The organism is Bradyrhizobium sacchari, assembly GCF_002068095.1.
Lineage (GTDB): Bacteria > Pseudomonadota > Alphaproteobacteria > Rhizobiales > Xanthobacteraceae > Bradyrhizobium > Bradyrhizobium sacchari.
On the sequence record NZ_LWIG01000014.1, the window covers coordinates 199411 to 221701 of the forward strand.

Sequence of the window (22291 nt, forward strand, 5' to 3'; positions counted from 1 at the left end):
CCTGCACCGCGAGATACCGCCCCGCCGGATTTGGGCGAGACGTAGATCAGGTCGGTGGTCTCGCCGGTGACCGCGCAATTCTCCAGCGCGAGCCCGAAGCCGAGCTCGGCAAGCATCGCCAGCTCGAAGTGAATGAGATGCACCGCCGCGCTGCCGATGTCGTCGAAATCGTCGAGCGAATGTTCGAGCAGCGCAAAGATCTCCTCATGCGGATCGCGCTCCGGCAGGAGCCGTGCGATCGAGGCGAGATGGGTGACACCATAGACCCCGTGGGACGATCCCAGCAGCGTCGCCGCGCGCAGCTTCAGCCCTTCGATGGCGTAGGTGCCGAGATGCTCGTCGAGCCGTGCCCGCCATACCGCGCTGACGCTGTTGCCGGGTTGCAGCAGCGGCCGCAGCCGCGAGCTGGCGCCACCGCGCACGAGGCCGAGATGCCGGCCGTGCGCGCGCGTCAGGAGCTCGACGATGGCGCTGCTCTCGCCATGCCGCCGCACGCCCAGCACGATGCCTTCGTCGGTCCATTCCATGGGCGGAAGTGTAGCGGATTCCAGTCAGGAGCGCAGCGCCGTCTCCCGTCATTCCGGGCGCCTCGAAGGGGCAAACCCGGAATCTCGAGATTCTCAGGTGCGCAATGGCGCACCCCAGTTCGACGCTGCGCATCGCCCGGAATGACGAAACATCTCAACTCACGCGTTGAACCAGCCCTGCGCGTCGCCGGTGAAGGAGAAATACAGGCCCATCGTCGTCAGCACGCAGGAGACGATTTCGATGGCGCTGTCGAGCTCCATGCCCTTCTCGCCAATGATCTGGCCGAGCGAGATCACCGACAGCACCAGCGCTGCCGCCAGCACCCAACGCGGCCAGTTCTTGCGCCAACGCGCCGCCAGCCAGACGAAATAGACGAGCAGCAGGATCATGCCGCCGGCGAGCAAGGTCGCCGTCATGATCATCTGCTCGGTCATCTCGGCATTGGGCGTGCGGTCCTGCACCGCGACCGAGACGGCATCCAGCATCAACGATGCATACAGCAGCGCTTCGAAGCGCCGGACGTTGGCGGGTACGCTCATCGAATGCCGATCTTTTCTTGGTTATTCTTTGGGGAAGTCCAGGCCCATCTCGCGGTAGCGATCGGGATCGTCACCCCAGTTCTCGCGCACCTTGACGAACAGGAACAGATGCACCGGCACATCGAGGATCTGCATCAGCTCCTTGCGCGAGTCCGCGCCGATCGACTTGATGGTGGCGCCGCCCTTGCCGAGCACGATCTTGCGCTGGCTTTCGCGCTCGACGAAGATCGTCTGCTCGATGCGCACCGACTTGTCCTTGCGCTCCTCCCACTTGTCGGTTTCGACCGTGGACTGGTAGGGCAATTCCTGGTGCAGCTTCTGATAGATCTTTTCGCGGGTGATCTCGGCCGCCAGCTGCCGCATCGGCGCGTCCGACATCTGGTCCTCGGGATAAAGGAATGGGCCGGGCGGCACCATCTCGGCGAGCGTCGTGCGGATGTCGTCGACGCCGTCGCCCGAGATCGCCGCGATCATGAAGGTCTTGGCGAACTTCATCCGCTCATTGGCGGCCTGCGCCAGCGCCAAAAGCTTTTCGCGCTGGACCAGGTCGACCTTGTTGATGACCAGGATCTTCTCGTGGTTGACGCTGGCGGCCTTGGCGAGGATCGCATCGGCCTCTTCATCAATGCCGGCCTTGGCATCGAGCAGCACGCAGACGAGATCGGCGTCATGCGCCCCGCTCCAGGCGGTCGAGACCATCGCGCGGTCCAGCCTGCGCTTGGGCGAGAAGATGCCCGGCGTGTCGACCAGAATGATCTGCGCGTTGTTCTCGATGACAATGCCGCGGATCAGCGCGCGCGTGGTCTGCACCTTGCGCGAGACGATCGTGACCTTGGCCCCGACCAGCGCGTTGACCAGCGTGGACTTGCCGACATTGGGCGCGCCGATCAACGCGACGAAACCGCAGCGCGTCGCAGTCGGCGCCTCGCCGCTTGCTTCAGCCGTCATTGCCGCCGCCAACACCTTCACGTTCGATCATCACCGAGGCCGCCACCTTCTCTGCCGCGCGCTTGCTGCCGCCAATGCCTTCGGCCGACGCGAGGCCCGGCAGGTCGACGGCGACGCGGAATTGCGGATCATGATGCGGGCCGGTGCGCTCGACCTCCCGGTAAACCGGCGTCGGCAGGCCCTTGCCCTGCGCCCATTCCTGCAGCACGGTCTTGGGATCGCGGAGCGGACGCCGCGGCTTGTGCATGCGCTCGGTCCAGTTGCGCCTGACGAACTCGGCCGCCGCGGCATGACCGCCGTCCAGGAAGATGGCGCCGATCACGGCCTCGCAGATGTCACCGAGGATGGATTTGCGTAAGCGAGCATCGGCGCTGGAGCCGACCGAGCCGAGCTTGATGTCGTCGAGCAGGCCGAGCGACTTGGCGACGTCCGCGCAGCTTTCCTTGCGCACCAGCTCGGCGAGGCGCTTGGACAGCTCGCCCTCATCGGCGTTCGGGAAGGCATGATAGAGCATGTCGGAGACGACCAGACCGAGCACGTGGTCGCCGAGGAATTCGAGCCGCTGATAGCTGTCGCCGCGCTTGCGGCCGGACTTCAGCGCCGAGACGTGCGTGATCGCCTGCATCAGGAGGTTCGGGTCAGCGAAGCCGTGGCCGATGCGCGCCTCGAGCGCCGCATTCGCGTCCGAGCCCTTGGCCTTGCTGCTGCGCGCCCGCTTCTTCTTCGCAGGCGTCTTAGCTTCGGGAGTCTTTGCTTCAGGATTCTTGGTCGCAAGCGTCTTGGCGGCAGCTTCGCCCTCAGGGACGGCTTGCGCGTCGATCGGTTCGGTCGTGATGTCCTTGGCTTCGTCTTTCATCGGACGATTTTGAAGAAGCGATTCCAGCGCACGGCCCAAGGCCAGCGCCAGAACATCCAGGCATGCTCGCCTTCGGCGATCGAGAAGAAGATCATCTGGGCGCGACCGATCAGATTCTCCTGCGGCACATAGCCGACCTGGCCGAGGAAGCGGCTGTCGGTCGAGTTGTCGCGATTATCGCCCATCATGAAGAAATGGCCGGCCGGCACGGTATAGACGTTGGTGTTGTCCATGTAGCCGTTGTCGGCGCAATCCAGCGTCTCGTAGGACACGCCGTTCGGCAGCGTCTCCTTCCAGCGCTTCACCCGTGAGATGCCGCCGCCTTCGGCGCCGCACGGATCCTCGCCGACATATTCGCTCATGCGCTGCCGCTCGACCGGCGTGTCGTTGATGTAGAGCAGGCCGTCCCGCATCTGGATGCGGTCGCCGGGAAGGCCGATCACGCGCTTGATGTAGTCGGTGGAGTCGTCCTTCGGCAGGCGGAACACGACGATGTCGCCCCGGTTCGGGTCCGAGCCCCAGATCCGCCCCGAGAACAGCGGCGGCGAGAACGGGATCGAATAGTGGCTATAGCCGTAGGAATATTTCGAGACGAAGAGATAGTCGCCGACCAGCAGTGTCGCCTTCATCGACCCCGAGGGGATGTTGAACGGCTGGAACAGGAAGGTGCGGATCACGAGCGCGATCAGGAGAGCATGGATCACGACCCGGATCGTTTCGCCGAAGCCGCTCTCAGTTTTCGTTCCCGAAGTCACGCTCATTGCTCTCTCAATTCCGGCCGGCGATCACAGAGCGCCCTCCTCCCGCGAACGGCCCATCGCTTCGCGGCGCAAGGAGATTGTCCTGATTCTGATAATGAGGGCCAATTCCGGCGTAAAGCCGAATTCGCCCAGCCTGATTTGTGTCGGCGGACTTTTAGACGGTTGTCGGGAGCCACGCAATCAAGGATCGCACCAAAACTGCGCAAGATATTGATTTTTAACAAGAATTATAAAATGGCCATTGAATGGTCAGGGCTTGGCCAGCGGGACCGCGGAAATGATGACGAAGGCCTGCGCGAGCGGCCAGTCATCGGTGATCGACAGATCGATCCGCGGCTCGAATCCCTCCGGCGTCAGGGCCTGGAGCCGGGCCAGAGCCCCGCCCGTGAGTTGCATGGTCGGCCGTCCCCCCGGCAGGTTGACCACCCCCATGTCGCGCCACCAGACGCCGCGGCGGATACCGGTGCCGAGCGCCTTGGAGCAGGCCTCCTTGGCGGCGAAACGCTTGGCATAGGTCGCCACCACCATCTTCTCGTTCTTGGCCCGCCGCTCGGCCTTGGCCCGCTCGGCCGCGGTGAAGATGCGGTCGAGGAAGCGCTCGCCGTGGCGCTCGATCACCTTGGCGACGCGGGTGATGTCGATCAGGTCGGAGCCGATGCCGATGATCATGCCCGGCTCCGGCCGCGGTCCATCGCCGCCCGCATGCTGCGCACCGTCTCGGCAAGGCCCACGAACAGCGCTTCGCCGATCATGTAGTAGCCGATGTTGAGCTCCATGATCTCGGGCAGCGCCGCGATCGTCTCCGCCGTCGCATAGTCGAGCCCATGGCCGGCATGAACCTCCAGCCCTGCGGCCTTCGCCAGCTTCGCCCCCGCCACGATCCGCTGCCATTCGGTCGCGGCCTTGTCGGTGTGGCCGTCGACGACGGCATCGCACCAGGCGCCGGTATGGATCTCGATCACAGGCGCGCGCAGCCGCGCCGCCATCTCGATCTGCGCAGGGTCCGCCGCAATAAACAGCGAGACCCGGATACCGGCATCGCTCAGCCGCGCGATATAGGGTGCGAGCGCATTGTGCTGGCCGACGACATCGAGCCCGCCTTCGGTCGTCACTTCCTGGCGCCGCTCCGGCACCAGGCACACCGCATGCGGCCTGGTGGCCAGCGAGATCCGCATCATGTCGTCGGTCGCCGCCATCTCGAAATTCAGCGGCTTGGAGATCTCCGCCTTCAGCCGCGCCATGTCCTCGTCGCGGATGTGCCTGCGATCCTCGCGCAAGTGCGCCGTGATGCCGTCGGCGCCGGCCTCGATCGCCAGCAGCGCGGCGCGCACCGGATCGGGATGGCGGCCGCCGCGCGCGTTACGCACGGTTGCAACGTGGTCGATATTGACGCCGAGGCGGAGCGGAGTTGCGGGCATTTCGGGACTCACGAAATCAAGGCGACGGACGCATGCGAGATGCGTCTATCCATTAACACGTTCGACACGGGCGACGACCGCCTTCGCGCGCAGCTGGGCGAGGATCGCGCTCAGGTGCTTCAGGTCGTAGACCTCGAGGTCGATCGTCGTCTCGGTGAAATCGGGCGAGCGGCGCTGCATGCTGATATTGTCGATGTTGCCGTCGTGCTCGGCGATCACGGTCGCGATCTGCGCGAGCGCGCCGGGCTCGTTGACGTTCTCGACCTTGATACGGGCCGGGAAGCGCTGCGGCGCGGTGTCCTCGATGTCCCAGCGCACATCCAGCCAGCGTTCCGGCTCTTCCTCGAAATCCTTCAGGGCCGGCGCCTGGATCGGGTAGATCGTGATGCCCTCCCCCGGGGTGACGATGCCGACGATGCGGTCGCCGGGCACCGCGCCGCCGTTCGGTGCGAACTTCACCGGCAGGTCGGAATTGATGCCGCGGATCGGGATCGCGACCGGGCTGCGCGGCGGCTCGGACGGCTTCTCCTTGAGCTTGGCGGCGAGGCCCTTCTTGATGCCGTAACGGGCGACACGCTCCTCCTTGTAATCGGGATACATTGCGCGCGCGACGTGGGACGCCTTGATCTCGCCGCGCCCGACGGCCGCCATGACGTCCTCGATCGAGGTGCGCGCCAGCCGCGGCAACGCGCCCTTGAGCTTGTCGTCCGCGTATTCGATCTTGGCACGCTCGAACAGTCGCTCGACGATGCGCCGGCCGAGGCCGACATATTGGTCGCGCACGGCGGTGCGCGTGGCGCGGCGGATCGCGGCGCGCGCCTTGCCGGTAATCGCCAGCGTTTCCCAGGCGGATGGGGGCGCCGACTGCGCTTCGGAGGTCAGCACCTCGACCTCGTCGCCGTTCTGCAGCTCTGAGGACAGGGGCGCGAACTTGCCGTTGATCTTGCAGCCGACGGCGCTGTTGCCGACGTCGGTATGGACGGCATAGGCGAAGTCGATCACGTTGGCATGGCGCGGCAGCGCGATCAGCTTGCCCTTCGGGGTGAAGCAGAACACCTGGTCGTGGAACAGCTCGAGCTTGGTGTGCTCGAGGAATTCCTCGGGATTGGCGCTCTCCGACAGGATGCCGACGGTATGGCGAAGCCAGGCGAACGCGTTGGATTCGCGCTTGAGGTATTCGGTCGGCGAGCCCGCGCCCTCCTTGTAGAACACGTGCGCGGCAATGCCGCGCTCGGCGATCTGGTCCATCTCTTCGGTGCGGATCTGGAGCTCGGCGCGCTGGTTGCCCGGACCGATCACGGTGGTGTGGATCGAGCGGTAGTCGTTCTGCTTCGGCGTCGAGATGTAGTCCTTGAAGCGGCCCGGCACGACCGGCCAGGTGGTGTGAACGATGCCGAGCGCGCGGTAGCACGCCTCGACGTCGTTCACGACGACGCGAAAGCCGAAGATATCCGACAATTGCTCGAAGCCGATCGACTTGCGCTCCATCTTGGTCCAGATCGAAAACGGCTTCTTGCGGCGGCCGTAGACCCGCGCCCCCAGGCCGCGGTGGCGCAGATTGTTGGAGAGCTGGTCCTCGATCTCGCCGATCAGGTTGCGGTTGCGCTCGGCGAGCGCATCGAGCCGCTGCATCACCACCGAATAGGCCTCGGGGTCGAGGGTGCGGAAGGACAGATCCTCCAGCTCCTCGCGCATTTCCTGCATGCCCATGCGCCCCGCGAGCGGTGCATAGATGTCGAGCGTCTCCTCAGCGATGCGCCTGCGCGATTCCGTCGGCACGAATTCCAGCGTGCGCATGTTGTGCAGGCGGTCGGCAAGCTTAATCAGCAGCACGCGGACATCGTCGGCAATCGCCAGCAACAATTTGCGCAGGTTCTCGGCCTGCTTGGCCTCGCGCGACACCAGCTCCAGCCGCTTCAGCTTGGTCAGGCCCTCGACCAGCGCGCCGATCTCGGGCCCGAAGATCTGGTCGATCTCGGCCCGCGTCGCCTCGGTGTCCTCGATCGTGTCGTGCAGCAGCGCGGCCACGATGGTGGCATCGTCGAGCTTCAAGTCGGTGAGAATCGCCGCCACTTCGAGCGGATGCGAGAAATACGGATCGCCCGAGGCCCGCGTCTGCGAGCCGTGCGCCTTCATGGCGTAGACATAAGCACGGTTCAGCAAATCTTCGTTGGTGTTGGGATTGTACGACCTGACGCGTTCGACGAGGTCATATTGACGCATCATGCGCGCGCGCGGCTTTGCCGGGCGCACCACCGGCGCAGTCGGGGCCACGGCAACCGATTCGGTTGCGGCCTGCATCTGCGTTGATCTCCGGCGCCGATATACCATGCCGTCCTGCCTTCAAACGGGCCATCAGGCAGCCCGTTGTATACATCTTAGCTCCGATCGCGCGCGCGTCCGATCAATTCGAAGACAGGTGCGCGGCGCCGACCGACAACACTATGGTAACCACGAAAACGCCAACAAAAGCAAAGGCCCGAACAACGGTTCGGGCCTTTGATATGATCACAAGAAGTCGACGATTGCGACGGGACGATTTACTCGTCCTCCTCGGGCTGCTCTTCCGGCGGCGCGAGGCCTTCGAGGCCCTTCAGGAGCTCCTCTTCGGTCATGCGCTCAACGGCAACTTCGGTATCGTCCGCATCGACGCTGGCGCCGGCGGAACCGATCAGCGGCACCGTATCCGGCTCGGGCTCGTCGACCTCGACGAACTTCTGGAGCGAGTGCACCAGCTCCTCGCGGAGGTCCTCCGGCGAGATGGTCGTGTCGGCAATTTCGCGCAAAGACACAACAGGGTTCTTGTCGTTATCGCGGTCAACCGTTAGTTGTGAACCTGACGAAATCATGCGGGCGCGGTGGGCAGCCAGCAGGACCAGGTCAAACCGGTTGTCGACCTTGTCGATACAATCTTCTACGGTGACGCGAGCCATGGACTGTCGCTCCGTTGTGGGTGGGACGAAATATGTGGATGATTGGGGCTAGTTATAGGGACCAAGGCGGTTTCGCAAGGCTAATTTGTGATTTGGCCTCGCCAAATGGCTCTGATACCCCCACATTACGGCTGGGATGGGTGATTTCCCGGGCCGCCAACAAGGGCGGCGCCGGGCATATGAGAGTCCGCCATAACTATACCTTGATTGCCCCGACTTCTCCGGATTTGCGGATTCGACGGGTTTAGGCGCCACCTTGGGACTGCGCGGCCGGCTGCCCCCGCGCCAACAATAAACGATCAATCACGACACACTACGCGAGCAAACTGAATGTCACCTTCTCCTACCAACAAGATCGCGCTCTTCATCGACGGGGCCAATCTCTACGCGACGGCGAAAACCCTGGGCTTCGACATCGACTACAAGCGCCTGCTGAAGGAGTTTCAGAGCCGCGGGACGCTGCTGCGGGCGTTCTACTACACCGCCATCATCGAGGATCAGGAATACTCCTCGATCCGCCCCCTGATCGACTGGCTCGACTACAACGGCTACACCGTCGTCACCAAGGCGACCAAGGAATTCATCGACGCCTCCGGCCGCCGCAAGGTCAAGGGCAACATGGACATCGAGCTCGCCGTGGATGCCATGGAGCTCGCCGAGCACATCGACCAGATGGTGCTGTTCTCCGGTGACGGCGACTTCCGCTCCCTGGTCGAGGCCGTCCAGCGCCGTGGCGTACGGGTGACCGTGGTCTCCACCATCGCCAGCCAGCCGCCGATGATCGCCGACGAGCTGCGCCGCCAGGCCGACGTCTTCACCGACCTCGTCGAGCTGCAATCCAAGCTCGGCCGCGACCCGTCCGAACGCCCAGCCCCGCGCGACCGCGGCGAGCGTGGCGAGGGACGCCACCATGCCCCGCAGTTCCTCCAGCGCGCGACCACCATGGCGCCGAGGGGCGATGACGACTTCGAGGAGTGAGGCGGTCCGGTCAAGCCGCCAGCCCCCCACCCTCGTTCCCGACCGTGACTGTCCGCTCTGCCCGCGCCTGGCCGCCTTTCGCGAGGCGAATCGCGCTCGCGAGCCGCTGTGGCACAACGCTCCGGTTGCGCCCTTCGGCGACATCACGGCACGCCTGCTGATCGTTGGCCTCGCGCCGGGCATGCAGGGCGCCAACCGCACCGGCCGTCCGTTCACCGGCGACTATGCCGGCGACCTGCTCTACGCCACGCTGCTCGAATACGGCTTTGCCAAAGGAAACTATCAGGCGCGGCCCGATGACGGGCTGAAGCTGGTCGACTGCCGCATCGCCAATGCCGTGCATTGCGTGCCGCCGCAGAACAAGCCGCTGCCGGTCGAGATCAACACCTGCCGCCAGTTTCTCGTCGCGAATCTCGAGACGATGCCGAAACTGCGCGCCATCGTCGCGCTCGGCCGGATTGCGCACGACAGCGTGCTCAAGCCGCTGAAGCTGAAGGCCTCGCAGGCCCCCTTTGGGCACGGCGCGGTGCATCAGGCCGGCGCGTTCAAGCTGTACGACAGCTATCACTGCTCGCGCTACAACACGAACACCGGCGTGCTGACCGCCGACATGTTCCGGTCGGTGTTCGCGAGGATCAAGGCCGACCTCGACTAAGCCTTGGACCAGGCCTTGCCCTGGATCAGGCCCTGGCGGGATTGGCCTTCAGCCAGTCCAGCACGTCGCCGGCGTTCCGGTCGGGCGGAAACACCGGATAGAACACATGCGTGATCCTGGCATCGTCGATGATCAAGGCGAGGCGCTTGATCAGGGTCAGGCCGGCAACCTCCATGGTCGGCAAATTCAGCGCGCGCGTCAGCGCGAGCTTCTCGTCCGACAGCACCGGGAATGGCAGATGCAGGCGCGAGGCCATCTCGGTCTGGTAGGCATTGCTCTGGGTCGAGAGGCCGAACACCTGGGCGGCACCGGCAGCCTTCAGCTCGGCGAACAGATCACGGAATGCGCAGGTCTGCGGCGTGCAGCCGCGCGCACCCGGGATCATGTCCCAATCGTCCACCAGCGCGATCTTGCCCGGCTCGCCGGTGCGCGGATAGGCGAACACCACGGTCCGGCCGCGCAGCGCCGACAGCGTCACCGACCTGTCGTCAGTGGCGAGCAGGCCGATCGGAGGCAACGTCATGCCCGTCAGATGTGCGGCACCGCCGTCATCGGTGGGCGCCGGAATCTGGCTCCAGTCGACCTCGAGCAGGTTCCGTTGATTCATCTCGTTACCCTCTCGCCCGCATCAGCCGGCCCTTCTCCCGGCTCCAGTCTCGCTTCTTCTCGCTCTCGCGCTTGTCGTGCAGCTTCTTGCCCTTTGCAACCGCGAGCTGCAGTTTGGCGCGGCCGCGCTCGTTGAAGTACAGCTTGAGAGGGATCAGCGTCATGCCCTCGCGGTCGACCGCGCCCATCAGCTTGTTGATCTGCCGGCGATGCAGCAGCAGCTTTCGCGGCCGCTTGGGCTCGTGATTGAAGCGGTTGCCCTGCAGATATTCGGGAATGGTGGCGTTGATCAGCCAGATCTCGCCGTTCTTGGAATCGGCGTAGGATTCCGCGATCGTGCTCTTGCCGTTGCGGATCGACTTGACCTCGGTGCCGGTCAGCGCAATGCCCGCCTCGATCGTGTCCTCGATCGCATAGTTGAAGCGGGCCTTGCGATTTTCCGCCATGACCTTGATCGGACGTTCGTTCTTGTCGGCCATGACGGTGAAACCTGGGAGTCGAACCTGATCGGGATGAACGCGTAAGCTAACAGTTTGGATGAAGCGCGCGCGTCACTTCTTGAGGAGATCGCGGATCTCGGTGAGCAGCACGACCTCCGCCGACGGCTTCGGCGGCTCCGCGGGCGCCGCCTCCTCCTTGCGCTTCAGCGTGTTCATGGCGCGGATCACCAGGAACAGCACGAAAGCGACGATGATGAAGTTGATCGTCAGCGTCAGGAAGCTGCCGTAAGCAAGCACCGCACCTTGCTTTTTCGCATCCGCCAAGTTGGTGGCGGTCACCGCCTTCGACAAGGGGATGAAGTAGTTCGAGAAGTCGAGGCCGCCTGTTGCAGCGCCGATGATCGGCATGATGACGTCACCGACCAGCGACGTGACGATGGCGCCGAAGGCCGCACCGATGATGACGCCGACCGCGAGATCGACGACGTTGCCCTTCATGGCGAACTCGCGGAACTCCTTGAGCATCCGCATGCCCTTTTCGTCGACCCCGCTCATGACCAGCTCCCCCGAAAGCCTACCGCCTCAGTTGATGAGGCCGGCATGCACCATGGCACTGCGCACCGCAACGCGCGTCGGCTCGGAGACAGGCACCATCGGCAGCCGCAGCGTCTCGTCGAGCTTGCCGAGCAGCGACATCGCATACTTGATCGGCGACGGGTTGCTCTCGATGAAGAGGTTGTTATGCAGCGGCATCAGCTTGTCGTGGATCGCAAGCGCGGCCTTGGTGTCGCCCTTCTGCCAGGCGGCGTGGAACTCCGAGCACAGGCGCGGCGCGACGTTCGAGGTCACCGAGATGCAGCCATGGCCGCCATGGGCCATATAGCCGATGATGGTGGCATCCTCGCCCGAGAGCTGGTTGAAGTCCTCGCCCAGCGCCGCGCGCTGCTGCGACACGCGCACCATGCTGGCGGTTGCGTCCTTGACGCCGGCGATGTTCTTCAGCTCCCACAGCCGCTTCATGGTGTCGACCGACATGTCGATCACCGAGCGCGGCGGGATGTTGTAGATGATGATCGGGATCCCGATCGCATCGTTGATCGCCTTGAAGTGCTGATACATCCCTTCCTGGGTCGGCTTGTTGTAATAGGGCGTCACGATCAGCACGGCGTCCGCGCCCGCCTTCTCGGCGTGCTGGGAGAGCTCGATCGCCTCCTGGGTCGAATTGGAGCCGGCGCCCGCGATGACAGGCACGCGGCCCTTGGCTTCGGCGATGCACCATTCAACGACCTTCTTGTGCTCATCGTGGCTCAGCGTGGGGCTCTCGCCGGTGGTGCCGACCGGGACGAGGCCATTGGTGCCCTCCGAGATCTGCCAGTTCACCAGGGAGCGGAACGCCGCCTCGTCCACCGAGCCGTTCTTGAACGGCGTGACCAAGGCGGTGAACGATCCCCGGAATTTCGTCTTGGCTACCATGGACTTCCTCCGTACGCGGCAATCTTGAGAGCAAGCCCCATACATATCGGGTCTATCCCGCCGGTAAAAGGGCCGCTGCCCGGCGACGCACCGTTTAGGCCGCGATTTTGCCGCGGTGGTGGTGCAAACCCGCCGGAAGTAAGCGGCTGTTGGTATTTTGTCCGCATATTCAATCAGATTCAGCTAGATCTTGAGCCACTTCACTGATTCGGGGCGACGAAACGCCGTGACCTCCTTTCCTCGTGCCGCCTGGCGATCTGCCGGTCTGGTCGTGAGCCTGATGGCCGGGCTGTCGGTCGGCTGCGCCGCCTTGGCCAAGTCCAACGAGACGCCCGCGGACGGGACCAAGGAACCCGCGAAGCAAGCTGCCAAGGATCCCGCCAAAGGAGCAGCCAAGGACACGGCGAAGGACACGGCGAAGGGAACCGGCAAGGACGCCGCGAAGGGTTCGAGCAAGGGGGCGGCTGCCGGCCCGGCCAAGGACGCAGCGAAGAAGCCGGCCAAGGATGCAGCCAAGGACGCCGGCAAGGACACCGGCAAGGACAAGCCGAAGCCAGCGGCCGCGGCCCCCGCGCCAAAATCACAGCCGGCCGCCCACAGCTCGCCCGCCAGGACCACACCCGCCCCGGCCGTGACGGCGACCGTCAGGCCGACCGCCCCGGCCCCCGCAAAACCCATCGCAGCTCCTGTGCTGGCGCCGGCGACCCGCCAGCACGCCGCACCGCGCAAGCCGGTCACGCCGGCCGCGGTCGCAGCGACCTCGTCGACGTCGCAAGCCGACAAGGACACGCTGGAGAACGTCATCGAGCTCGTACGCAAGCGCAAGTCGGGCGATGCCAGCAATTACGCCGCCTCCATTTCCGATCCCGTCGCGCGAAAACTTGCGGAATGGATCATCCTGCGCAGCGAGGATAATGGCGCCACCGTCGAGCGCTACCGCGCCTTCCTCTCGGCCAATCCGAGCTGGCCGTCGCAAACCTTCCTGCGCCGCCGCCTCGAGGCTGCGATGTGGGACGACAGGCGCGATGATTCCGTCGCGTGGTCGTGGTTCGAGAACGAATCCCCGGTGTCCGCCAAGGGCCGCTTCACGCTCGCCAAGGCGATGCTGGCACGCGGCGACCGCGCCAATGCCGAGCGGCTGGTACGCGAGGCCTGGCGCAGCGATCCGATGTCGGAGGACACCGAGAACAACGCGCTCGACCAGTTCGGTGCCCTGCTCACGGCGGGCGACCAGAAGGCGCGGATGGACACCCTGCTCTACGGCAGCGAGAACGAGGCCGCGCTCCGCGCTGCAAAGCGCCTCGGCGCCGGCTATGTCGCGCTCGCCAAGGCCCGCATCGCCTCGGTCAAGAAGGCGCCGAACGCGCGCGCCTTGCTCGAGGCGGTGCCGCGCGAGCTGCACAACGATCCGGGCTTCCTCTTCAGCAAAATCCAGCTGTTGCGCCGCGAGGAGAAGTTCACTGAGGCCGCCCAGCTGATGCTGTCGGCGCCGAAGGATCCGAACCGGCTCTACAATCTCGACGAATGGTGGATCGAGCGGCGCCTTTTGGCGCGCAAGATGATCGACACCGAGGAGTTCCGCAGCGCCTATCTGATCGCGCGCGATGCGGCCCTGCCCTCCCGCGACATCTACAAGACCGAGCAGGAATTCACCGCGGGCTGGATCGCGCTGCGCTTCCTCAACGACCCCGCGACGGCGACCCAGCATTTCGCCCGCATCGGCGTCGGCAGCGTCAATCCGACGACGCTGGCGCGCGCCGGCTATTGGCAGGGCCGCGCTGCGGAAGCGGCGGGCCGCCAGCAGGAGGCGCGCAACGCCTATGCGCGGGCAGCCGAGCAGTCCACCAGCTATTACGGCCAGCTCGCGCGCGCAAAACTGGGGCTGCCGCAGATCGAGCTCAACAGCCAGCCGCGCGGCCGCGGCGCCGAGCGGCTGGAGATCGTGCGTGCGGCGCAACTGCTCTACGAGCTCGACGAACGCGAGATGGCGGTGCCGATGCTGGCCGACATGGGCGAGAACGGCGATCCCGAGGCGCTCGCGGGCCTCGGCGAGCTGACCCAGCGCTACAGCGACGCACGCGGCATGCTGCTGCTCGGCAAGGCCGCGCTCAACCGTGGCCTGCCGTTCGACTTCTACGCCTACCCCGTCAACGGCATTCCGCAGTTCACGCCGATCGGCCCCGAGGTCGAGCGCAGCATCGTCTACGCGATTGCGCGGCAGGAGAGCGCGTTCAACCCGTCGGTGGTCTCGCCGGCGCAGGCCTACGGGCTGATGCAGGTGACGCCGGATGCGGCGCGCTATGTCTGCAAGCGGCACGGCGCGACCTACGATCTGGGGCGGCTCAAGAACGATTCGGTCTACAACGCCACGCTCGGTTCGGCTGAACTCGGCGGGCTGCTCGAGGACTATCGCGGCTCCTACATCATGACCTTCGCCGCCTACAATGCCGGCCGGGGCAGCGTGAAGAAGTGGGTCGATCGCTACGGCGATCCGCGCGACCCCAAGGTCGATGCGGTCGACTGGGTCGAGCTGATTCCCTTCTCAGAGACACGCAATTACGTGCAGCGGATCATGGAGAACCTTCAGGTCTACCGCGCCCGCTTCGGCGGCGGCACGCGGCTGCAGATCGAGGCCGATTTGCGCCGCGGCGCCGGCAGCGTGGAATAGCGCCCCCCTTCTCTCGAGAGCAGACACGCCACCTCAATCGCCAGATATGTCTGGATTGAGCATGGCGCCCCTACGCGCTCTGGCAGCATCCCTCCGGGGAGAAATCTGCTGTCCCAAGCGACATGAATGAAGGCGTTGGTGATGTCTGCGCTTGCTCTCGTCTCCACATCGATCGTCCGGTCGCGCCGATCAAGGTCGCAGCCCCAACCAGCAGCGGCCCTTGGTTCGGATGCTCCCTGTCCGGGGCCGCGTCCAGAACTGCAGAAGCGTTCTCGGCTTCAAGACCTTCTACGAAGGCCAAAGCAACAGGATGGAGAGCGGCTGGACCAGCGTCGAAAGCTCCTAGCCCTCGACCTGAAATAAGGACGGGTCTTCGATCTGGCTGTGAGAGGTCGCCTCAGTTGGCGGCGTCTTTCATATGCGGCCTCCTTTGTATCACGAGCCGGCACCGAGTCCGTTCCTGCGACCAAGGCTTGGCGTCACCGCTCGCCCGCTGACCGCCAGCAGATGAGACCACACAAAAGAAAAGCCCCGGCGGTTTCCCGCCGGGGCTCTCTGTCAGGTCGTTAGACCGAACTTACCAGTTGCGCTGAGCGCGGAGGAGCAGGGTCAGAGAGTCCTGGTCCTTGATCGAGTACGTAGCAGTCGGCTTCGCCGCAGCTGCGACCGGCGAACCCGCGCCGTTCACAACGGCTGCGCCCACGACGGCCTGAGCCGACGGCAGCGTGATGTCGCCGCTGTAGCCGGTGTCGAGATGCTGCCAGGTCAAGTCAGCCGAGAACGTCAGGTTCTTGACGGGGGTCCAGCGGGTGATGATACCCACCTGGGCAACCCGGAAGTCCGGGTTACAGCCGTTAAGCGCTGCGGTCGCACCGACGCCCGACGCAGCGGAGGTCGAGAAGAAACCGTTCGTGCTGCAGACCACCGACTTGGCGAGCGAACCGAACTGGGTACCGGCATAAGCGCCGTAGATTGCCGTATTCCAGTAGGGGTCCCAGTTGTGGGTGTAAGCACCGCGGAAGCCCCAGGTCTTCACAGTCTCCTGCTGGCTGAAGCCGATGGCGCCGCCGCCAGCGTAGACCGTATCCGGAGCGAAGCCGAAGCCCACGCTGCCGTAAGCAGCGCCGTTGCCGTTAGCACCCCACATCGAGTAGTTGCTGCCCGCCAGGTTCTGGAAGTTGTAGCGGGTCGCACCGTCGGTGTAGACGCCCGAAATGTTGATCACGTCACCCGCACCGGTCGGGATGTTCTTGATCGACAGAGCGAGCTGCACTGCCCAACCCCACTTGTCGTCGGGGTGGCCGCTGGCCTCAGTGGTGCCGTAGTAGGCAACGTGGTTGTCCTTGGCAGCGACCGATGCCTGGAAGAGACCCCAAGCCTGATCGACGCGAACCATGGCAACGAGGTTCGGCGAACGCGAGCCGCCGATGCCGTTGTTGGTGGTGCCGAAGGAACCGCCAACGATCGACAGCGCCGAGATGCCGCTCAGGTTGACGTTGCCAGCCTGATAGTACTGGGTGACGTCTTCCGCCGAGAACGCAGCCGTCACGCCCTGACCGAAGTCAGCGGTGTAGGTGAACTGGTTCACACCGGTAACCGTGCCGGAGCCGCCGACGAGACCGTCGAAGTTGTTGCCGGGATAGTTGGTCCAGGGCGCGTCGAACTGCGACACGGCCTTACCCATCGTGAAGCCGGCGAACTGGATGAAGGCATAGTACACGCCGAGCGAACCGCCCGAGGTGTTGCCGTCGGTGCCGTTCACGCTGCCGGAGGGCGAGCCGTAAAGGGTGACACCGTTGCCGAGCGAGGCGTTGTTCGCGCTGGCAGCGCCTGCGGCCAGAGTGCCCGAGTAGGCCGTTCCGCCGAACACGCTGTTGGTGCCGACGTAGTTGCCGGTCGTCCACGAGAACACGCCGTCGAAGAAGGTACGGACGACGCCGTACTCGGTCGCGGTGCGCGTGTCGATGTTGAGGTCTTCACGAGCGCGCATGGTGTAGTAGTTCGTCAGACGGTTACGAGCACCGTTGGCGCCCTGCGTCGAGACGTTCTGCTGCGCAGCGATGTCCGAGTTGGTGTTCAGCGCGACTTCAGCGCGCAGATAACCACCCAGCTTGATGCAGGTGTCAGTGCCCGGGATGTAGTAGAATCCGGCACCGTACAGGGAGCAGATCTTCACGTATTCGACCGCCTTGGCCTTCACGGGGAGATCGGCTGCCTGCGCTCCGCCAACGGCGATCAGACCCGCCGCTGAACCGAGCAAAAGGCTCTTAACCAACTTCATGTTAAACCTCCAAGTTTGCTCTATAGGGAAGGTTCCGGATCCGCTGGGTGACGACACCCTAAGGTTGGTTCCCTTGTCCCTTAACTCACCGCTTAGCCGCTTCGCGCCTTCGGACACACCCGCTGAACGCGAGGGACTTAAGCGAACCACCTAAAACGGGACGACCTCGGGATGCCCCCCTCCGTCGCTCAGTCACAATTACCGAACGTCCTTGCACACACAACAACAGAACGCTCCGAAGCGGGCCTATGGAGCGTGTTTTCCGATGGGTGTTGCACAAATAACACGCAGATGTGATCGAAGCGACCTTGTAACCCACTGTTTTTATTTGGCTTTATTTGCCGGTTCCATTTGCCATCAAAATTCCCCAGCTGAGGCGCCAGCGGACGACGTCGCGTCTGAACTCGCTTTGACACAGTCGAATCGTGGAATCAGAAGAAGAGTTAAGGAGAAGGGGCAGCCCCCTCCGAGACACCCGATCTGACCGCCACCTGGCTCAGGCGCAGCCGCGGCGCCGCCCTCGGCGCGCGGCGAACACTTGCCAATGAATAGTGGGGGATTAATGCGTCGGGGCCGACAGACTCGGCTGGCGGTGACGAGGGGCTTGAACCCTGGGCAGCCTTTCACCCGCGCGTTGCCAACAGATTTCCAAGTAACTTCATTCACTTATGTATGCAGAGGATGTTCTCACACACGAAAGCCGTCTTTGCTGCACATCTCAGACGGTGCGGCCCTGCGTCCGTTTTCGTGGCGTCATGATCTCGCCGTGGGGGCAAGCCGCTTCGTTTCGAAGATCGCTGGGAATATTCGAGCGCAAACACGCGCTTACAAATTGACCGGCCCGAGTAATTAGAGGCATAAGGCTCGCACCGGAGAGGTGGCCGAGTGGCTGAAGGCAACGCTTTGCTAAAGCGTCATACGGTCTCAAGCTGTATCGAGGGTTCGAATCCCTCCCTCTCCGCCACCCAGCGGCAGAATCAAAGGTTCCTGTGGGTTCATTCACCTGACGGCGAGTGCCGAACGGTTGCGTAGGCTCCGCGCACGGAATCAGGACCGCCGAGCTCAGGCCCGGTTCGCGATGACCTTATAGGTGACCTTATATATGTGTGTCCGCGCCTAGCGGCCGGACCGCCAGATGCGCCAATGCGAGGGCGAGATCAGCACCGGCTCGTTGGCCCAGACATTGAACCAGACGCCGGACCTGCGCCGGGCCGGAAAGCTCCAGGGCACGATGCCCGTCTTGTGCGGCCGTCCGAGTTCCAGATCGCAATCATCGGGCGCGATCTGAATCGGCAGCCATTGTCCATTCGTGTCACGGGTGCTCATACCGCGTCGGGTCATAGGCGGCGGCACGGCGAAACAATTGACTCAGCGCAACAAGTTCCCCCCGTGAAAACACGGGGCCGGACGCGTTTCTCCGCTCAAGGCGTTTTCGAGCGAAGTGGACGCCTAGAGACCTGGAGCCCCGTTCCGAATCCATCGGAACAGAGATGGTCCTAGTGGGCCGAAACCCACGCCCTCGCCTCGCGCTGCGCGGCCGAGATCTCGGCGTCCGACATCTGGCCGGCGACTTCCTGGCGGAGCGCCACGGCGTCCTTGCGGCCCTTCAGCGCGGCGAGGTTGAACCATTTGTGCGCGGCGACGAGATCGACGAGGCCGGAGCGGCCGCTCGCCCAATAGATCCCGCGCTCGAACAGCACGTCCGACAGCGCGCTCGCGTCGATCGGCGTCGCCGTCTCGAGATCGAAAGTACCCTGAAACATAACGCATCCCCTTCTTCTTGTGCCGCCTCGTTCCCCCGAGCGCGGCTCCCGTCCAACTCCGATGTGCATGGTCCCTTCTGGGATCGTGCACTGTTCAACTCATCCCCTGAGTCTTCTTGCTCAAGCCGTTTGCCGGCTTGTTGGAGGCGATGATGGCGGGCAAATTTGAATGGCAGTTTAAGTATCGCGATGAAGCAGATGTAAACGCGCGGGCGTGCCGCCGGCACGGAGAATCCAGAAAGCGCCTGTCTTGCAGGCACTTCTGGGATTCGTCAGATTCGGTTTACCCTGCGATTTTGGGAGAACGATAACCATCGCGCGCGGAGGCGGGCCGCGTCCGCCCTGTCATTCCCCGCCACCGGGTCTCGCCTTCGGCGAGCCCGATGACAGGCTCCGGCGGGGAATCCCCTACGCCGCGGCCCATTGATTCAACCGCCGCCATCTCGGCGTACCGGATCGCCCGGTCGGAGCCGGGTGGAAGACAGCGCGAATGGAGAAGCGTCGCGCCAACAGCCCGCAATCGGGCCGCAGCCCTCGCCTGCCGCAGGGCAACGGCCAAGGCAACGCGACCACGTCGCAATCAGATCAGCAATGTCGGGAAAGGGAATGCCGGCAATACCCCGGCCTCAGGAACGAGGGCGTCGGCGAACACGTCAGGACCAGATTCCACGTTGGCCCGAAGGCCATTTGTGAAATTGCGGAGCCCCGCAAGGAGAACCGCACCGAACGAAGAAAACTCGTTTCTTCTGCCGGGCCGCGAAGAGAACGACCCGACCGTTGACCTGATGTCTCGCCGACACCCTCTATCGTCGACCAGAACCTCTGGGAGGTGCTGATGACGTGCCGGCTGCTTCAAGAGCCGGCAACTTCAGAAGCGAAGTTACTTCTTCTTCTTCGCGACCTTGCGGGTCTTCTTCGCAGTCTTCTTCACTGCGCTCTTCGCCTTCTTCGCCTTCTTCGCTTTCTTGGCCATGTTGCCCTCCGATGTGTGAGATGGCTTTAATCGCTGCGTGCACTCGGGGATCGAATGCACTCACCCCGAATACACCAACACGACGAAAAAAACATCTTCTCACTTAAGGAAGTGTTGACGACGCAGTGCGCGTGCGCCAGCCGCGCTTGATTTGCCGACACGCAGACAGACGCGTCGACAATTGCAAATGCGTCTCGCGGCATCGACGTCGGCAACCGCGACGATTGCAAAAAACTCTATGCAGCAAGTGATATTTTGCGCGTGCACATCACGCACGATCTGCGCGGTGAAGCGCGCTGCAGCGCGCGTGATCACCTCGCGGAGGCGAGTCGCGGACTCTGAGTCGCGAATTTTGGCAACGAAATTATTTTCATGCTTAACGGCGGAAGCGCCCGTCTGAGCGTGTGCAAGTCGCCGTTTTGCGCGAATCGCGCGACGGCGATTCGGCGGCGCTGCGCGCCTTGAGCGGGTGATGTTTGCCGTTCGAGGATGCGTGCGTGCGTCGCATCCTCGAACCCATCGCGGGTGACGAAGCGTGTCCGTCACCTCGTTCGAACGCGTGAGGCTAGACGCCGAGCTTGGACTTGAGCAGGTCGTTGACGCTCTGCGGATTGGCCTTGCCGCCGGACGCCTTCATCACCTGGCCGACGAACCAGCCGAGCGACTGCGGCTTGTCCTTCACCTGCGCGGCCTTGTCGGGATTGGCCGCGATGATGTCGTCGACCACCTTCTCGATCGCGGAGAGGTCGGTGACCTGCTTCATGCCGCGGCTTTCGACCAGCGCGCGGGGGTCGCCGCCTTCCTGCCAGACGATCTCGAACAGATCCTTGGCAATCTTGCCCGAGATCGTGCCCTCGCCGATCAGGTCGATGATCGCAGCGAGCTGCTCGGCGCTCACCGGAGAGCCCGTAATATCCCGTCCTTCCTTGTTGAGACGGCCGAACAGCTCGTTGATCACCCAGTTCGCCGCCATCTTGCCGTCGCGCGCGCGGTTGGCGAGCTTGTCGAGCACCGTCTCGTAGAACACCGCGCTCTCGCGCTCGGCGACCAGCACGCTCGCGTCATAGGCCGACAGGCCGAAGTCTCCGACGAAACGCGCCTTCTTCTGGTCCGGCAATTCCGGCAGCTTCGCCTTCAGCTCGTCGACGAACGCCTGGCTTAACTCCAGCGGCAACAGGTCGGGATCGGGGAAGTAGCGATAGTCGTGCGCCTCTTCCTTCGACCGCATCGAGCGTGTCTCGCCCTTGTTGGGATCGAACCGACGCGTTTCCTGCTCGATCTGCCCACCATCCTCGATGATCTCGATCTGGCGCCGCGCTTCGTACTCGATCGCCTGGCCGATGAAGGTGATCGAGTTCATGTTCTTGATTTCGCAGCGGGTACCGAGCGGCCCGCCTGGGCGCCGCACAGAGACGTTGACGTCGGCGCGCAGGGACCCCTTTTCCATGTCACCGTCACAGGTGCCGAGGTAGCGCATGATCGAGCGCAGCTTGGTCACATAGGCCTTGGCCTGCTCGGCGTCGCGGATGTCCGGTTTCGAGACAATCTCCATCAGCGCCACGCCACAACGATTGAAGTCGATGAAGGACAGCGACGGCGATTGGTCGTGCAGCATTTTGCCGGGATCCTGCTCGATATGCAGGCGCTCGATGCCGATGGTGACGCTGCGGCCGCCGTCGAGATCGACGATCACCTCACCCTCGCCCACGACAGGCGATTTGTACTGGCTGATCTGGTAGCCCTGCGGCAGGTCCGGATAGAAATAGTTTTTCCGATCGAACACCGACCGCAGATTGATCTTGGCGTTGAGACCGAGCCCGGTCCGGACAGCCTGCCTGACGCATTCCTCGTTGATGACGGGCAGCATGCCCGGCATCGCGACATCGACCAGCGACACATGGCTGTTCGGCTCGCCCCCGAACGCGGTGGAAGCACCCGAGAACAGTTTTGCGTTCGAGGTCACCTGCGCATGGATCTCCATGCCGATGACCATCTCCCAGTCACCGGTGGCGCCTTTGAGAAGCTTGTGCGTGGCCGTGCTCATGTCTTGCTCCCGAGCAGCGTGGCAGCGATCCGCTCCCACTCCGCTTCCAATGAATCCTTTGCCGCGGGCTTGCCGGCCTGGCGGTACCAGTAGCCGGCATTGCCGAGATCGCCTTCGACGCGGTGCAGATATGCGTGCACCCAGGCCGCATCACGGCCGTTGTCGTCCTGAACGATCTTGTGCGCCTGCTCCCAGTCGCCCTTCGCGGCCCACCAGAGGCCTTTGAGCGGCGCGTTCAGCTCCGGCGCGGGCGCCGCGCCGTCGAGGCTTGCGATGAAGCCAGCGACATTCACCACCACCTCGCGGGCGTGAAGCGGCCGGCCGCCTGCTCGATCACCTCGCCGAGCGAGAATAGCGTCTCCTCGTCGAAGGGACGGCCGATCAACTGCAGGCCGAGCGGCAGGCCCTGTGCGTCCTTGCCGGCGGG

The 22291-nt window shown here is 64.0% G+C and carries 22 protein-coding genes and 1 tRNA gene; 4 read left to right on the forward strand and 19 right to left on the reverse strand.

Annotation, left to right across the window (positions count from 1 at the left end; translation table 11 throughout):
* From recO to rpoZ, 9 genes are all read right to left on the reverse strand, one after another.
* The coding region (recO, locus tag A5906_RS19750; protein ID WP_245326828.1) for a DNA repair protein RecO at positions 1-527 on the reverse strand (527 nt) is incomplete at its 3' end.
* A gap of 159 nt (positions 528-686) precedes the next feature.
* Complete coding sequence (locus tag A5906_RS19755; protein ID WP_080137032.1) at positions 687-1067, reverse strand: hypothetical protein; 381 nt, start codon at positions 1065-1067, stop codon at positions 687-689.
* A 21-nt stretch (positions 1068-1088) separates the two neighbouring features.
* Complete coding sequence (gene era / locus A5906_RS19760) at positions 1089-2015, reverse strand: GTPase Era (RefSeq protein WP_080137033.1); 927 nt, start codon at positions 2013-2015, stop codon at positions 1089-1091.
* Positions 2005-2871 carry a ribonuclease III gene (rnc, locus tag A5906_RS19765; RefSeq protein WP_080137034.1) on the reverse strand — a complete coding sequence of 289 codons (867 nt, stop codon included), beginning with the start codon at positions 2869-2871 and terminating at the stop codon, positions 2005-2007. Before rnc ends, era begins: the two co-directional genes overlap by 11 nt.
* Positions 2868-3632, reverse strand: coding sequence for a signal peptidase I (gene lepB / locus A5906_RS19770; protein WP_080137035.1), 765 nt, complete (start codon positions 3630-3632; stop codon positions 2868-2870). The genes rnc and lepB overlap by 4 nt, the downstream gene beginning before the upstream one ends.
* Positions 3633-3881: 249 nt before the next feature.
* The gene (gene acpS / locus A5906_RS19775) at positions 3882-4301 is read right to left on the reverse strand and encodes a holo-ACP synthase (RefSeq protein ID WP_080137036.1); all 420 of its coding nucleotides are present in this window, start codon (positions 4299-4301) and stop codon (positions 3882-3884) included.
* On the reverse strand, positions 4298-5050 hold the full coding sequence (locus tag A5906_RS19780) for a pyridoxine 5'-phosphate synthase (RefSeq protein ID WP_080137037.1): 753 nt from the start codon (positions 5048-5050) through the stop codon (positions 4298-4300). The genes acpS and A5906_RS19780 overlap by 4 nt, the downstream gene beginning before the upstream one ends.
* Before the next feature lie 45 nt (positions 5051-5095).
* Positions 5096-7381: a RelA/SpoT family protein gene (locus A5906_RS19785; RefSeq protein WP_080137038.1), complete on the reverse strand. Its 2286-nt coding sequence runs from the start codon at positions 7379-7381 to the stop codon at positions 5096-5098.
* 209 nt (positions 7382-7590) lie between these two features.
* Entirely contained in the window at positions 7591-7983 is a 393-nt protein-coding gene (gene rpoZ, locus A5906_RS19790) for a DNA-directed RNA polymerase subunit omega (RefSeq protein WP_008133017.1), read from the reverse strand.
* 330 nt (positions 7984-8313) lie between these two features.
* Here rpoZ and A5906_RS19795 point away from each other — a divergent pair, with 330 nt between their 5' ends.
* Both A5906_RS19795 and A5906_RS19800 read left to right on the forward strand, forming a co-directional pair.
* Positions 8314-8961 carry a LabA-like NYN domain-containing protein gene (locus A5906_RS19795; RefSeq protein WP_018644573.1) on the forward strand — a complete coding sequence of 216 codons (648 nt, stop codon included), beginning with the start codon at positions 8314-8316 and terminating at the stop codon, positions 8959-8961.
* On the forward strand, positions 8942-9616 hold the full coding sequence (locus A5906_RS19800) for a uracil-DNA glycosylase (protein ID WP_080137039.1): 675 nt from the start codon (positions 8942-8944) through the stop codon (positions 9614-9616). Before A5906_RS19795 ends, A5906_RS19800 begins: the two co-directional genes overlap by 20 nt.
* Before the next feature lie 25 nt (positions 9617-9641).
* On the opposite strand, the gene A5906_RS19805 is transcribed toward A5906_RS19800, so the two are convergent.
* The 4 genes from A5906_RS19805 to dapA form a co-directional block, all read right to left on the reverse strand.
* Entirely contained in the window at positions 9642-10223 is a 582-nt protein-coding gene (locus A5906_RS19805; protein WP_080137040.1) for a peroxiredoxin, read from the reverse strand.
* Between the two features lie 4 nt (positions 10224-10227).
* Entirely contained in the window at positions 10228-10701 is a 474-nt protein-coding gene (gene smpB, locus A5906_RS19810) for an SsrA-binding protein SmpB (RefSeq protein WP_024341117.1), read from the reverse strand.
* Positions 10702-10773: 72 nt separating this feature from the next.
* Entirely contained in the window at positions 10774-11187 is a 414-nt protein-coding gene (gene mscL / locus A5906_RS19815; protein ID WP_080137300.1) for a large conductance mechanosensitive channel protein MscL, read from the reverse strand.
* A 57-nt stretch (positions 11188-11244) separates the two neighbouring features.
* A complete protein-coding gene (gene dapA / locus A5906_RS19820; RefSeq protein WP_080137041.1) occupies positions 11245-12135 on the reverse strand; it encodes a 4-hydroxy-tetrahydrodipicolinate synthase in 891 nt (296 codons plus the stop codon).
* A gap of 280 nt (positions 12136-12415) precedes the next feature.
* On the opposite strand from dapA, the gene A5906_RS19825 reads away from it, so the two are divergent.
* Positions 12416-14803, forward strand: coding sequence for a lytic transglycosylase domain-containing protein (locus A5906_RS19825; protein ID WP_080137042.1), 2388 nt, complete (start codon positions 12416-12418; stop codon positions 14801-14803).
* 577 nt (positions 14804-15380) lie between these two features.
* On the opposite strand, the gene A5906_RS19830 is transcribed toward A5906_RS19825, so the two are convergent.
* A complete protein-coding gene (locus A5906_RS19830; RefSeq protein WP_080137043.1) occupies positions 15381-17084 on the reverse strand; it encodes a porin in 1704 nt (567 codons plus the stop codon).
* Positions 17085-17955: 871 nt separating this feature from the next.
* Between A5906_RS19830 and A5906_RS19835 the strand changes: the two genes are divergently transcribed.
* Positions 17956-18048: transfer RNA gene (locus A5906_RS19835), tRNA-Ser, on the forward strand.
* A 152-nt stretch (positions 18049-18200) separates the two neighbouring features.
* Here the strand turns inward: A5906_RS19835 and A5906_RS19840 are convergent.
* The 5 genes from A5906_RS19840 to A5906_RS44720 all read right to left on the reverse strand — a co-directional run.
* Positions 18201-18410 carry a hypothetical protein gene (locus tag A5906_RS19840; RefSeq protein WP_080137044.1) on the reverse strand — a complete coding sequence of 70 codons (210 nt, stop codon included), beginning with the start codon at positions 18408-18410 and terminating at the stop codon, positions 18201-18203.
* A gap of 170 nt (positions 18411-18580) precedes the next feature.
* Entirely contained in the window at positions 18581-18847 is a 267-nt protein-coding gene (locus tag A5906_RS19845) for a hypothetical protein (RefSeq protein WP_014494734.1), read from the reverse strand.
* 1538 nt (positions 18848-20385) lie between these two features.
* The gene (gatB, locus tag A5906_RS19855; RefSeq protein ID WP_080137046.1) at positions 20386-21864 is read right to left on the reverse strand and encodes an Asp-tRNA(Asn)/Glu-tRNA(Gln) amidotransferase subunit GatB; all 1479 of its coding nucleotides are present in this window, start codon (positions 21862-21864) and stop codon (positions 20386-20388) included.
* Positions 21861-22157, reverse strand: a complete 297-nt coding sequence (locus A5906_RS19860) for a hypothetical protein (protein ID WP_150132784.1) — start codon at positions 22155-22157, stop codon at positions 21861-21863. The genes gatB and A5906_RS19860 overlap by 4 nt, the downstream gene beginning before the upstream one ends.
* Positions 22154-22291: amidase family protein (locus A5906_RS44720; protein ID WP_245326829.1), on the reverse strand; the 138-nt coding region annotated here is incomplete at its 5' end. The genes A5906_RS19860 and A5906_RS44720, both read right to left, overlap by 4 nt.